Annotated in this window: 12 protein-coding genes; 6 read left to right on the plus strand and 6 right to left on the minus strand. The window is 51.7% G+C overall.

Annotated features, from left to right (window positions below; all coding sequences use genetic code 11):
• Positions 1-87: 87 nt before the first annotated feature.
• The 5 genes from ACXX81_RS10430 to ACXX81_RS10450 all read right to left on the minus strand — a co-directional run bounded on the left by ACXX81_RS10430 (position 88) and on the right by ACXX81_RS10450 (position 5,632).
• Positions 88-564, minus strand: a complete 477-nt coding sequence (locus ACXX81_RS10430; protein WP_015372122.1) for an aromatic-ring-hydroxylating dioxygenase subunit beta — start codon at positions 562-564, stop codon at positions 88-90.
• Positions 565-1,848, minus strand: coding sequence for an aromatic ring-hydroxylating oxygenase subunit alpha (locus ACXX81_RS10435; RefSeq protein ID WP_015372123.1), 1,284 nt, complete (start codon positions 1,846-1,848; stop codon positions 565-567). It abuts the gene before it with no gap.
• 165 nt (positions 1,849-2,013) lie between these two features.
• Positions 2,014-3,438, minus strand: a complete 1,425-nt coding sequence (locus ACXX81_RS10440) for an APC family permease (protein WP_015372124.1) — start codon at positions 3,436-3,438, stop codon at positions 2,014-2,016.
• Positions 3,439-4,028: 590 nt separating this feature from the next.
• The gene (locus ACXX81_RS10445; protein WP_065892722.1) at positions 4,029-5,129 is read right to left on the minus strand and encodes an amidase; all 1,101 of its coding nucleotides are present in this window, start codon (positions 5,127-5,129) and stop codon (positions 4,029-4,031) included.
• On the minus strand, positions 5,126-5,632 hold the full coding sequence (locus ACXX81_RS10450; protein WP_065935483.1) for a nuclear transport factor 2 family protein: 507 nt from the start codon (positions 5,630-5,632) through the stop codon (positions 5,126-5,128). The genes ACXX81_RS10445 and ACXX81_RS10450 overlap by 4 nt, the downstream gene beginning before the upstream one ends.
• A 483-nt stretch (positions 5,633-6,115) precedes the next feature.
• Here ACXX81_RS10450 and ACXX81_RS10455 point away from each other — a divergent pair, with 483 nt between their 5' ends.
• The 4 genes from ACXX81_RS10455 (at position 6,116) to ACXX81_RS10470 (ending at position 10,360) form a co-directional block, all read left to right on the plus strand.
• Positions 6,116-7,255, plus strand: coding sequence for an ornithine cyclodeaminase family protein (locus tag ACXX81_RS10455; protein ID WP_015372127.1), 1,140 nt, complete (start codon positions 6,116-6,118; stop codon positions 7,253-7,255).
• Between the two features lie 53 nt (positions 7,256-7,308).
• Positions 7,309-7,749, plus strand: coding sequence for a Rid family hydrolase (locus ACXX81_RS10460; RefSeq protein ID WP_003232737.1), 441 nt, complete (start codon positions 7,309-7,311; stop codon positions 7,747-7,749).
• Positions 7,750-7,820: 71 nt separating this feature from the next.
• Entirely contained in the window at positions 7,821-9,125 is a 1,305-nt protein-coding gene (locus ACXX81_RS10465) for an NAD(P)/FAD-dependent oxidoreductase (RefSeq protein WP_015372128.1), read from the plus strand.
• A gap of 236 nt (positions 9,126-9,361) precedes the next feature.
• On the plus strand, positions 9,362-10,360 hold the full coding sequence (locus ACXX81_RS10470; protein ID WP_236277690.1) for a LysR family transcriptional regulator: 999 nt from the start codon (positions 9,362-9,364) through the stop codon (positions 10,358-10,360).
• Here the strand turns inward: ACXX81_RS10470 and ACXX81_RS10475 are convergent.
• The gene (locus tag ACXX81_RS10475) at positions 10,344-10,976 is read right to left on the minus strand and encodes a TetR/AcrR family transcriptional regulator (RefSeq protein ID WP_015372130.1); all 633 of its coding nucleotides are present in this window, start codon (positions 10,974-10,976) and stop codon (positions 10,344-10,346) included. The two genes, ACXX81_RS10470 and ACXX81_RS10475, sit on opposite strands and share 17 nt — an antisense overlap.
• 383 nt (positions 10,977-11,359) lie before the next feature.
• Here ACXX81_RS10475 and ACXX81_RS10480 point away from each other — a divergent pair, with 383 nt between their 5' ends.
• On the plus strand, positions 11,360-12,880 hold the full coding sequence (locus ACXX81_RS10480; protein ID WP_015372131.1) for an aldehyde dehydrogenase family protein: 1,521 nt from the start codon (positions 11,360-11,362) through the stop codon (positions 12,878-12,880).
• Between the two features lie 66 nt (positions 12,881-12,946).
• On the plus strand, positions 12,947-13,900 hold the full coding sequence (locus tag ACXX81_RS10485; protein ID WP_015372132.1) for a PDR/VanB family oxidoreductase: 954 nt from the start codon (positions 12,947-12,949) through the stop codon (positions 13,898-13,900).
• Positions 13,901-14,083 lie beyond the last annotated feature (183 nt).

The raw sequence follows: 14,083 nt of genomic DNA on the forward strand, positions 1-14,083 counted from the left end.
ACGCTTGGCGAGTGTCAGAAGGCACCACTGTTATAGTCGGCAGAAACAGTTCGAACACTCCTCGTCTTCGGCACCCGAACTGTTAACTTAAAGTATATAACCTATCCCAGCGAGCGCGTCGTCAGCGTTGATCAAACGAATCAACTTACGCTGAATCTTGAAAGTGTCACTGACGCGTTCAAGCTCGTAGACGATGTCCGCGCTGTAATGTTTGAGCGAGTCCTTACGGAACTCGCGCACGTTTTGCGCGCAACGGACCGTCACTTTTTCATCGCTTTCGAACAGCACACGAAAACGTGACAGGGTGCGCACGGTACGCGGCTGCGGGCTGGTGGAAATCGAATCACCTCCGGTCAGACGCTGGATTCGTAACTGACGCATGTGATGATTGTCATAGGCGTAGTTGAGGGTGTTTTCGAAGTCTTCTTCCTTGGGATTGATCGGGATAATGTAAGTACCCTTTTCGTTCCACAGGCTCAACCAGGTGTCGAATTCGCCATGGTCGAGCATGTCGCCTTCAGCCCAGATAAAAGCGGTGACTTGGTTCAGTAATTGCAGGTTCATTTACTTAGTCTCTGCCGTCATCATCTTTTTCCACTGCTGGTAAGCAGCGCGCATGCCGGTCTCGGCGCTTACGTCGCTGACCAGCCCGTCTTCGGTCGGTTTCTCACCCGGCAGGCCACGGTTCAACATGATCCACAGGTCTTCGCCAGCACTGGCGCCTTTCTGCACACGCTCCCAGGCTTCGGAATCGTCCGGAGTACCAAAGCCCATCGGACCCTGGAAGTGCTCATGCAAACGCAGGCGGTAGCGGTTGGCTATAGCAGGGCCGCCGTCCATGGTGATTACCGAGTGATGAATTTCTGTTTCTGTCACCGATATCGGTTGCAGCGCGCGGAAAAACGCCATGGAACAGGCAACGTTGGGGAACAGGTTAAGATTGAAACCCGAGCCACCGACAGCACGAACAATACGGCGCACTTGCTGCTCTTCGATACCGTCTTCGCGCAATTGCGCAGCAAGCTCCTCGAAGCGCTCCGGAATCGGTTTGTCGAGATCGGCTTCAAGATCCACCAGGTCGGGGATCATCACCATTACGCTGTGCCCGTTACCAAGGTCTTCGACGTAACCCGGCCCTTCAACGAAGTCGAACAGTTTGAGGGTTTGCTCATCAACCGATGCCAGGAATGACTTGTGCACCAGAGGGAAGTGGTAAGCGTCTGTGGTATTTTCCAGCTGGATTTTCCAGTTGCCCGGAAAGCGAAAACGGTGCTCGCCTGGGACCTTGATCGGGTAACCGGCGCCCTGCTTCATGAAAAGGTCGATCCATTTCTTGGCAGGCCCGAGGAAGTCGACCAATGGTTCGATGTCATCCTTGAGCGTGGCAAACAGCATGCCCGCGTATTCTTCAACACGCAGGCTGACCAGAGGCAGCTCGCCCTTATCCAGGCAATCACCGTAGCTTTCAGGGCTCGGCACACCACGCAGTGAACCATCCAGCGCGTAACTCCAGCCGTGATATGGGCAGACAAAGCTGTTGGTCTTGCCCTTCTTGTGTTCGCATACCGTAGCGCCGCGATGGCGGCAGCGGTTGAGGTGCACATGGACCTGTTTCTTGCGGTCGCGCACCACGATCACCGGCTGCTTGCCGATGTAGGTGCTTTTGTAGCTGCCCGCCTCCGGGATCTCGCTGACGTGCGCGACCCAGACCCAGGTACTGTAGAAAATCTTTTCCAGTTCCATGTCAAACAGCTTGGCGTCGGTGTACAACGAGGTGTGCACGCGGTCGTGCTTGACCAAGCTTGCGGGCTCCATATCAAACCCGACAACGTTAATTAAATCGCTCACAATTAATTACCTTTCTATCGCAATGTGACGAGAGTCATTTTTAAATAACCTTAAGCCCGCACCCACAGCTCATCAACCGCCGACCGCGAGAGGTTTATTGTTTTAAAGACAACAAGCGTAAGCCCACCTGGATCAAGCTTAACGGCGGTTTAGGTAAGGCCTATATCATTTGATCCCGGAGGAGTCAGCTTTCCTGAAGCGCCCCTTGATTATCCCGTAGAGAAACAAGACAACCAGAAGTAATGGAGTGCCATTGACCCAGGCAGATTCACTGCCCGTTAGCATGCCGTAATTATCGTAGATAAGATAAACGGCAGTACTAAGACCCGCCAGTGCGATGAGTGGGCAGAGTAATGTTTTAAAATACCGTTTATCGTTGGCTTTTTTGAAGTGAACGACGACCCCCAATGTGACAAATGTCTGAAGCCCTATCAATCCAAGCGTCGACAATGCCACCGTTACGGGAAACAAAAATACAAAGGCGTCATAGCCCAGGGAGGAAGAGACGATAATGGTCAGCGCAACGAGCACGGTTACAAGAAGACTAGCATTGGCTGGAGATTTTTTCGTTTCATGAACATGTGAAAGCACATTCGGCAAGTGTCTGTCTTTGGCCAAAACTTGAACATAGCGCGTCGCAGCATTATGCAGTGACAACAAACAGCAAAAGTTGCTGGTGCAGAGCATGAGGGAAACAATCGTCGCCATCGTGCTACCCAGACGAGTCGTGAACAGATTAATGACCAACCCGCCCTTCGCTATTGCTGCCTCGTCCTTGATGGAGTCAAACCCAACCTCACCGATGATCAGCCAGATAATGATCAAGTAGGCGACGCCTACCAAAACGACCGCCAAACGAGTGGCATGCGGAATGGTTTTTGCTGGCTTCCTGGCTTCCATCGCATAAAGCGCGGCGGACTCGACACCGAGGAATGATGCCAGCGCCACCATGAGCCCAACCCCCAGCCCCGGCAACATTATTGCGTCTACCGAGATGGCTTGAACCGGGAAGGCGTTAAGACCTTTATCCAAGAATATGGAAATACCCAGTAGAAAAAGCACAAAGAACTCTGCAAGCACCAAAGGCACGAGGATCTTTGCGGCAAAATCAATATTCGCCCGACCCAGGTAACAGATCGCCCCCACATATAAGACGGTCCATGCTGCCCAGCCGATATCAATACCAAACCCTTGCAGGGTCATATTCGTGTAATACCCGGACGCCACAGCAATCGCCGTGGTAATCGCCAGATAAGAGGCTAAGGCAACCCATGCCGCCCCCGCTCCTACGCCCCGTCCAAAGATCACCGTGAGGTATTTGTAAAATGCGCCGGCCCCCGGGATCGCCCGGATTAATTCGCCATACCCTATCGAGAAAAAAATCATCAGAATTCCTGCCAGCAGGAATGCTCCGGCAAGGCCAGCGCCATTACCGTGCTCAAAAGCAATAGGGGCTGCGGTGAGAACCGCCCCTAACGGTCCTGCGGCTGCAATCACCAATAACGCGATTTTATAAGCACTTAGATTACCTTCTAATTGCTGGCCGCCTGCAGGTACATCTGCAGATAGGGGCTCGGATAGCTCTGTCATCCCAATTCTCCACTCTAATTATTTTATGAATAACGGAAATAAATCGATGCAGCAGCATCCTTGCGGACCAACGCGAGCGCTCCTCAAGCGCAAGCAATACCTGCGCGCTGCCCCTGAAAACCGCAGCCTGGCTATTCTTTATATCGCTCTCCACTCGTTGCCAAGTTCACCAAACGCTTATCTTGCCAAAAGGCGGGTACTCAGGAACTTGTCTTCGATGACACGATTCATGACGCCTATTCAATGAGGCATCAATGTGCAGTGTATATTCCTGGCCGTGGCAATCGGATTGAATCTGGTTCAAGCGTATCCTTCTAATTGTCGGCGCGATGTAGATTGCGCATCACATGTCGCCGGCTTCATAGCGGTGTACGGCCTACCGGTATCCTTGCAGTACTTCGCCGCGGAAACGATGACACCGTAAGCGACATTCGTTGTACAGATTGCAACGCTGCAACCTTTTGGGTGACATCCCTGATCAGGTCCTTGGTCGCCCGAGAAGGAACTGAGTCACTTTTTGCTTGCACCGCCTGCTGATTGCACCGCCTGACCCGCGTGCTTGCTGCGCTCGATGACGAACGCTGATTTATTCAAAGGAACGCACCAGCAATGGCACACAGACGTGCATCGTCACCCTTTGCTCCGATGAGTTGCAGGCCGGTTTTAATGGAGGAACCCGGATAGGGAATTGGCACACTCAATGCAGGGTGCCCGCTCAAGTTGAACGGCCTGAGGAAGCGCGTCAGATCGATCACCGATTCACCCTTGCACACATCGACCAATAGCGGTGGCAGACGAGGCAAACTCGGAAGGACGAGTGTATCGAAGCGTTCCAGCAAATGGTCTACCTGTTCGCTGAATGCCATGCGCACCGCATTCGCTGCTTGTACGGCCACGGCATCAGTGTCGGCCGCACGCAGTAACCTCGCCTCAATATCGGCACCCAGTAAAGCCTGGCCGGTGTAATGACTATAAGCAGCCCACGTTTCAGCATTAATGACGGTCAATGCAGCTTCGAATGCCTGATCAAGAAGCGGCAGCGTGACGACTTCCCAGGCCCAGCCGCGACGATTCATCTCGTTCCGTATGGCTTGCTCAATCGCAGGATCGCAAGAGACATTGACTAAACCTACCCGAAATTTCCCGAGAGGCTTATGCGCCGAGAAAGTTGAGTCCATTGAAGTCATCGCGGCCACGAGCGTCTCGAGATCACGAGCCATGGGTCCTACAACATCAAGAGAACTGGAGGCCGGATACACACCGTGACGACTCAAACGACCGAACGATGGCTTGAGACCCAAGACCCCACAGCAAGCAGCCGGCATGCGCACAGAACCTCCTGTATCAGTACCCAATGCCACATCCACATTTCCCTGAGCAACGATGACCGCTGAGCCACTGGAAGAGCCACCAGGTATCCGATCTGGTGCCTGTGGATTAACTGGCGTTCCAGCCCACTCGTTGATACCGGTCACACCGAAAGCCAGCTCATGCAGCACAGTCTTGCCAATGATTTGCCAACCATCGTCGAGAAGCGCCTTCACAACAGTTGCATGGTTTTGGGCTGGCGGGGCGTGTTCGAAAGCACGACTCCCACACCGTGTTGGCCAACCTGCCACATCCAAAGAATCCTTGATGGCGACCGTCCGACCTGGCCCCCCGATGCAACCTTCAATGACCAGCGGGCTCACAGTGACGCCCCCTGGACATTCTCGAGACGAAAGGCATCAACGCGTTCAGTTGAAAAAGAGGAGATGCGCCAGGCGTCTGCCTCCCAGAGAAATTCCACGCTGAGGGCGGCGACAATTGATCCTGATTGGCCAGACTCGTAGCGACTGAGTTGCTGCATTACCCATCGGCCTTTGGCTTGAAAACCATCGACAGATATCTGCTCACCGGAAAGAAAGTGCATATTTGACAGAAAGTGTGGAGCTGGCGGCAGGTAACTCATGAGCATCGCCACTATCGCTTTGCGTCCGCCTACACGACCAAACTTAAGGGCATACCGAGAACCGACCCCCTGCCAAACTGCGTCCTGGCAGAACAATTGGCCCAGCTCGCTTTCACGTGTTTCAGGCCCGGGAACGTCGCACAAAAACATATACCGATTCAGTAAATGGCGAACCGCAGATTCGGCCTCAAGTACCCGAATACGCTCTTCCAGCAGGGAAATGTCAGAAATGGGGGAAATCATGAAAAGGCTCCTGTCGAATCTGCAAAAACAAGACAAGGAAATTACTGACATAGAAATCGGGCCACAATCACAGCAACCAGGGATCATGTTGCTTTTTAGGCAATGATGTTGATCGGTGCTTGACCGGAATAGCCGCTATACCCTGCTAGCGCAAGCGTTGTCATTACCACAACAAGTGTCGCCTCGAATGTCATCGAGTTCAAAAAAACGAACTGTAGGATAAGCGTGGTCTGTTACCTAGTTTAGCTTGAGCGCCAGAACTCATGCCGAATGCTCCAAGGCTGATTTGGAGCAGTTAAGCGCCGAAAAAAGCGCATAACCGTCATGGCTCACCCGATTATTCGAAGGCCCTGCGATTTGGACCGTTCGATTCAGAATGACAACGGCGTTGAAGGTTAGACCGCAACCGGTCAGATCACGTCCCCGCTGAGAAAGGTTCGTATCAGCGGCAAGAGCAGTATTTCAAAATGAGCATCAACGACTATGCACAACTTACCAAATATTGATTTCATTTACCTCTCCGAACCGGACATGATTCAGGCGGGCGTCACCAATATGGCAGCCTGCGTTGACACGATGGAAGAAATGTTTTCCCTGATGTACCACGGCGACTACAGGATGGCAGGTCCCAATAACAACTCCCACGGATCTGTGGTGGTATTTCCCGAAGACTCACCTTTTCCGGACATGCCCAAACCTACCCCCGATCGACGCTTCATGGCGATGCCTGCGTACCTTGGCGGTCAATTTCGAACAGCCGGGATGAAATGGTACGGATCCAACATCGCGAATAGAGAGAAGGGCCTCCCCCGCTCCATCCTTCTGTTCGTACTCAACGATGCCGATACGGGCGCTCCTCTGGCAATCATGTCAGCGAATCTTCTTTCTGCTTATCGAACAGGCGCCGTGCCTGGCGTAGGCGCCCGCCATCTGGCCAAAAAGAATTCGAAGGTGGTTGGCATCCTGGGTCCAGGTGTGATGGCGAAGACCTCACTTTCGGCATTCGTTGCCGAATGTCCTGAGATTGACACAGTTAAAGTCAAAGGACGCGGCCAAAAAAATATCGATGCGTTTACATCGTGGGTTCGTGAGACTTTTCCGCAGATTGTCAACATTCATGTGGTTGACACCAACGAAGCTGTGGTACGCGACTGTGACATCGTCACATTCTGCAATTCCGGAGCAATTGGCGATGCCTCTGCCTATCCTGTGGTGAAGCGTGAATGGTTAAGCCCTGGTACGTTTCTGTCCATGCCCGCCTTGACGAGTATCGATGAAGGCATGCAGTCACCCGACATCCGCAAGGTTCTGGACAATCCTTCTCTCTACCAGGCATGGCATGAAGAAAATCCCAAGCCAGTGCACAACATCGTGCCAGTAGTGGGCATCCAATTCCTGGATCTGATAGACGAAGGAAAAATGTCACCTGACCAGCTCGAGGATCTGGGCAAGATTGTTGTCGGTGAAGCACCTGGCCGCAAAAACGACGATGAAATCATCATCATGTCCGTCGGCGGTATGCCGGTAGAAGACGTTGCGTGGGGCACCGTGATTTATCGCAATGCCTGCGAAAAAGGCATAGGCGTCAAACTTAATCTCTGGGAAACCCCAACGCTAAGTTGATCCCGCACGGCCACCGCGCCTTCTGAGTTTTCATTGAATACCGGACACTCCACATGAAAGAAGTTATCGACGTTATTAAAGTTAAAACCGGATCCAAGTTTGAGGAGCTGGGTAGCTATTCGCGCCTCATCGCCGTCGGCGATCTGATTTTCGTATCCAATACCGCCGGCCGCAATCCCGCCACAAAGGAAATGCCCGAAGACCCGGCTGAGCAGACCCTTCAAGTCTTGGCCAATATAGAACATGCCCTTTCGGCCGTTGACGCTTCGCTTGGCGATATCGTTGCCGCGCGCGTGTTCATACCGTTTGCGAAGGACATAGATATCGTAATGGCCACCTACGCAGAAAAAATGCGCGGTATTAATCCAACGCTGACGCTGACCAGCCCTCCTCTGGGATCTGAGATATACAAAGTTGAAATTGAAGTCACCGCCTATCGCGGGGTCTCAAAGGCCAATGTCAAAGAAATCACGATTACTCATAACAATACGTGACACTTAGCAGCCTCAGGGCGTAGCGATTCAGTGCACTTTCGATAACGTATACAGTATCAAGGACAAGAAACTTGGCCCCCTCTATCTCTCCCGTTCAGACTTCTGTCGTTCTTCCTGCCGCCACGACAGTGGTGGTGATCGGAGGGGGCATTATCGGACTCACTGCGGCATTGTCGCTGGCAGAACGTGGCATCCCCGTCACAGTACTTGAAAAGGGCCGAATTGCTGGCGAACAATCCTCGCGAAATCTGGGGTGGATCAGGAAAATGGGGCGGGCCAAACTGGACCTCCCTCTTTCAATCGCCGCAGAAAAACTATGGAGCACCATGGCACAACGGCTCAATGCCGATGTTGGCTACAGACAGACGGGTATTTTGTATACCGCCAGCTCAGCCGGGGAAATGGCTTCACATCAAGAATGGTTGAACTCAGTCGCTGATGCCTCGCTCGACTCACGCCTGGTCACGGCGAGAGAAATCGTTGATATTTCTCCAGGGTGCACCGTCGATTGGGCAGGCGGAATTTACACAGCCTCTGATGGCCGAGCAGAACCTACTCTTGCCAGCAGTGCCATCGCACGGGCGGCTATCGCTAAAGGCGTTATCATCGTGGAGAACTGCGCGGTGCGAACGCTATCCATGTCGGCAGGCAGAGTAAGCGGTGTTGTAACCGAGCGGGGGGAAGTGCGTTGCGATAACGTAATCCTTTCCGGCGGCATGTGGTCAAGACGCTTCCTGGCTACCTGCGGTGTTCCCCTGTTGACGTTACCGGTAGTCGCCTCAGTCCTTCGAACGGCTCCTCTGACGATAGAGGGCATGACTGAAGTCGCAGTAGGCACTCCAGATATCTCTTTTCGCAAACACCAGGACGGCGGATACATCATCACGAACCGGGGAGCTTTCATGGTGCCGATCGTACCTGACAGCTTGCTGATCGGGCATCACTACTTTTCCACACTGCGTTCCCAATGGAAAAACATGAATCTTTCCCTGGGACGAGATTTCATGACAGAACTGGCCCTGTCGCGACGCAATTCTGACCAAGGTACCTCTGCTTTCGAGCAGAGACGGACAATAGACCCAAAGGTCAATCACGGACTGAATCGGGCTGCATTACGCAATCTCACTGAAGCTTGGCCCGCTTTTAAAAAAGCCACCATAGAGCTCGAATGGGCTGGCATGATCGATGTAACGCCGGACGGCCTCCCAGTGATATCCCCCGTGGATAAAATCCCGGGCTTGACGCTTGCTTCCGGATTCTCAGGGCATGGTTTTGGCACCTCTCCAGCAGCCGGACAACTGGTCGCTGATCTCGTCACTGGCGACACACCCATAGTTAATCCCGCACCGTATCACCTCAAGCGCCAGCACAGCTGATCAAGCCAGGAAATCAGGGGTACCTCCGCAATCAAGAGCTCCATAGAACGTTAAACGTGCAACCTGGAACCGCAAATTTCGGCGCAGACAGAAACGCCCCTTAGATCAAAAAGCTATAAAAGCATTGTAGGTCACTGACCAAAAAAACTAGCCCGCAGTATTGCTTCCCGGCATTCACTAGCATAGATTCGTCAGCATAATAAAAAACTTGATGATGCGAACCGTGCGAGGCACCCATGATGAATTCCCAAACTGAGCTTCAAGATCAACGCTTCAAGTATCTGTATTTGAGCTCCAGACTGGGAACCATGCGCGCGGCGGCCGAAGAGCTGGAGCTCGCCGTCTCCTCCATCAGTCGACAGATTGCGAAACTGGAGTCCGATCTAGGTATTCAGCTCATACAAGAAGGTACTCACAGGATCTGCCTGACCGCCGCTGGTCAGGCTGCAGTTGATTATTATGTTGAGCGTATGGGTCATCACAATCAACTTTTGAAAAAACTCGGCCAACTCAAAGAAGGATATTTAAATAGAACCAGCATTGCGGTGGGCGAAGGATTACTCAGTACTCAGGCCATAGGTGAGCTTTATCAATTTTTCAAAGCTAACCGACAATCGCACACTGAGCTGTTGATTGCGCCCTCTCACGAAGTTGAGCGAATGGTCGCTGAAGACGAAGCAGACATAGGATTGGTGTTTTCCCCGACCAAGACCACCAACATCAATAGGCTCCATTCTTTCGATCAACCCATGAGAGCTATTGTCCACCCCGACCATCCGCTGGCGGGCAGATCGATACTCAGTCTTCAAGACCTGGCTGAGGAAGATATTGTTCTACCCCCGCCTGAGTACCGGATCAGAGGAATTATTGATCAGTTGCAAAGTGAAAGCAGCGCTCACTTCCAGCCTTACATTACTTCAAACTCACTGAAGATAATGTTGGACCTCACGCGCAATGGCATAGCCTCGACAATACTCAGTGACTTTCCCGTCATTGATGAGTTATGCAACGGTACATTAAAAGCTATTCCTATCGATTATCACGCATTGAATGTAACACAAGTACAAATTATTTCGCGCCAATCCAGGAAGCTGTCCCCTCTTTCGCGTGATTTGGTGCATTACTTGGCAATGGCGATAAACGCACAGATTCGGCGCATCCGTGATTGCACCAGCAGAAATCCCAATAAGATTTTCTTGGTTCGGAAAAATGCCATAGCTACGGCAGTTGACTAGCCTCTTTTTTCTGAGCGATGTTTTCCATGATTCTCCATATGATGGATTTAGCGTCTTGAACTATTCGCTCATAATTCTGCGCATCCGGCCAATCCACCATGTAAAGCACCATAATGCCATCGATGTGTAACAGCACCTGGGTTGCGACCCGCTTGATGGTCTCACGCGATGCATCAGGGTAAACCCTGGTAAGGATTGTCGAAAATTTTCGCCTATTGACTCTGTACAGTTTACGCTGAAAAAGGCGCGCCTCTACATCCCGGAGTGCCATCCCCCAGAGCTCGACGAAGATAGCTGTAACATCCAGTCGCATGAGATCGCTAAACAAATAATCCAACACAGCACACATCTGTTGTTCGGGACTATTATAGGACTCCATCATGATGAGTTTATAATTTTTCAGATAGTCATTTACGGTATACCTGACCATCTCCAAAAATAGTTGATCTTTGGTCGGAAAAAAATATTGAAGATGACTCAGCGACATATCGACTTTTTTAGCCACGCTTCTCATACTGAATCCAGCATTTCCCGAGTCGAGAAATACCATCCTTGCCTCGACCAAAATAGCCGTACGTTTCTCTTCAGTCTTTTGATTGTTTTTAGCAACCCTCATTGAGAATTTCCTTTTTACCTAAAAATTGCAGAAATTATACAACACTCTTAATTCGCCTTAAAGACCATACTTGCTTGTATTCCATACAGGCTAGATATACCTGCCCGGTCAGATGCACTACTGTTTTACCCGATATCGTCATCGTCTCAGCTTAGTGCAGTCGTGGTCCACGACCTAGGGCACGATCAGCAAAAACCAATCCGCCCTAAACGCAAGTGAGACATTGGACGCACCACCTGGATGATTCGCCTTTGTTGCAGCAAGGGCAACAATAGGTACCTCTGCTGTCATTGTCCAACTCGTGACGGTGCGGGATATTAATTTCCTTTATATTCCGCTAGTACGATAGCGGCCCCTGAAACAATAACAATGGGCATTCGATCATGACATTGGCAAATAACTACGAACACCTCACCGCTGGGGCTAAATCCAAGATCGGCAAACGTACCCAAATCTTCATTAATGGTGAGTTCAGGGACCCGCATTCAGAAAAATACTTTTCTATCGCCGATCCTAGTAACGGTCTTGAATTAGGTCAAATCGCACAGGCAGACCAATTTGACGTCGACCTGGCAGTGGCCGCTGCACGCAAGGCATTTGAAGACAGCGCCTGGTCCAGAATGAGACCCTATCAACGTGAAGCTTTGATGCTGCGGCTCGCTGATCTGATTGCGGAAAATGCTCAGGAGCTTTCTGAACTCGAGACGCTCAGCAGTGGCCGCCTTATTCGAAACACTCGCGCATTCGATGCGGACCTGTCGGTTTATACGCTGCGTTATATGGCCGGGTGGTCCACCAAAATCTCTGGAAAAACCCTGGATCTATCCGTTCCTTACCTGCCGGATCAAAAATTCTTTGGTTTCACAAAACGATCGCCACTGGGTGTCGTCGCAGCAATTACCCCGTGGAACGTTCCGCTTTGCCAAGCGGTCTGGAAATTGGCACCTGTTCTTGCAACGGGGTGCACTGTTGTTCTCAAGCCCGCTGAGCAAACCCCGTTCACTACTTTGCGCCTGGCGGAGCTGTGTAATGAAGCTGGCATTCCACCTGGAGTTGTCAATGTCATTACCGGCCTAGGTCATGAAGTAGGTGCGGCGCTTGTTGAGCACCCTGGCGTGGACAAGATAAGTTTTACAGGCTCGACTGAGACAGGGAAACGAATCGCCGCAATAGCAGCGCCCCTGATGAAAAAATACACGCTTGAACTCGGCGGTAAGTCACCGGTCGTCATCGCCGAAGATGCCGATCTGAACATCGCTATTCCCGGCGCTGCCTGGGCTATTTTCGGCAATCATGGTCAAAACTGCTGCGCAGGTTCTCGGCTGTACGTCCACGAACGCCACTACGCCGAAGTCACTGCGGGAGTCGCTGAAATCGCACGGACCATCAAAATTGGCCCGGGTCTGGATTTAAGTTCGCAGATGGGTCCACTCGTTCATCACGCCCACCGCGACAAGGTGATGAGCATGATCCACCAGGGCCTTGAGTCCGGTGCAGAATTACTGTGTGGGGGCGAAACGATCAACAGCCCTGGCGCTTATATTCAGCCTACCATTTTGACCGACCTTACAAACAACAGCATCACATCCCAAAAGGAGATTTTTGGGCCGGTGCTAACAGCCTTTTCCTTCAAGGACGACCGTGAGGTTATCCAGCGCGCCAATGCGACCTCATTTGGTTTGGGGGCCAGTATCTGGACCAAAAACGTTGATCGGATCACGAGCTTCTTCGGCGGCGTGAAGGCAGGCACTATCTGGATCAATAACCACAATGTGCTGGATCTCAGTCTCCCCTTCGGCGGCATGAAGGATTCAGGCGCAGGTCATGAATTGGGTGAAGAAGGCTTACTCGCTCACACGTCACTCAAGGCCGGTGTTATGCGTGTTTTTGATCAGTCTGAATGAAGATTGGCGAGCTTTTTTAAACCATCAATATGAATTGTCTTCCCGCGTGCGTACAGGTATTACCCGATGAATGAACTCCTAAACGTAGTCGTGCTTAAACGAGTGCTGCAAGGTGATGATGTGGTCGTCATCGAGCTGGCGCGGGCAGACCGCGGCAATTTACCGACCTTTGAGGCCGGTGCCCATATTGATGTGCACCTACCCTCAAATGTGATCCGCCAATATTCGTTGTGCGGCGATCCCGCTGACGCAGGCATTTATCGCCTTGGGGTATTGAGAGATCCTCAATCCAGGGGTGGGTCCATTGCAGTCCATCAGGAATTACTTGAAGGCGTAAAGGTAAACATAAGCCTGCCTCGTAACCATTTCCCGCTGGACTTGAATGCCGAACGTTCAATCCTGCTCGGAGGGGGTATTGGCATCACACCGATGCTGGCCATGGCCTATGCGCTTGAAGCCAGGGGAAAGGCGTTTGAGATGCATTATTGCGCACGCTCACGTAGCCGAAGTGCGTTTCTTGAAGAGTTGGAGCTCTCCGGATTTTCCCAAGCTGTCCAGCTGCACTTCGACGATGAACCTGAAAGCCAACTGGACCTCAAACGCGTATTAGGAGGCAGCCAGGACACGGCTCACATCTATACATGTGGACCGGGAGGTTTTATGAAGTGGGTTATCAATAATGCTCTCGAACTCGGCTACCCTGATGCACACATTCACCGCGAATACTTTCAGGCCGACATTGATACCAATGGGTCTGGTTTTGAGGTTGTGGCGGCGCGCAGCGGTAAAACCGTCAATGTCATGACCGGGCAGACCATTTATCAAGCACTGGCTGAAGTAGGTATTGATATCGAAATATCCTGCGAGCAGGGTGTTTGTGGCACATGCCTCTGTGATGTTTTAGAGGGTGAACCAGACCATCGCGATGTGTATCTCACTGCTGATGAAAAAGCGGCGAACGATACGATATTGGTATGCTGTTCACGATCAAAGTCTCCACGATTGGTGCTGGACATATAACGTCAAAAGCGGTGCATCGCCGGCGTCATTTGCCTTGGCCGTCCTCAGCAATGTGATGACACACAGGCTATGGCGCAGGGATTGTCATGCGTTGCCGCTCAAGCAAACCCATTGAGCCCACCGGGATTTTTTCTTGCCGTATCGGCGGTTCAAATCCCCCTGTCTTACACATGACTACTGCTT

This window comes from Pseudomonas sp. GNP013, from assembly GCF_054343995.1.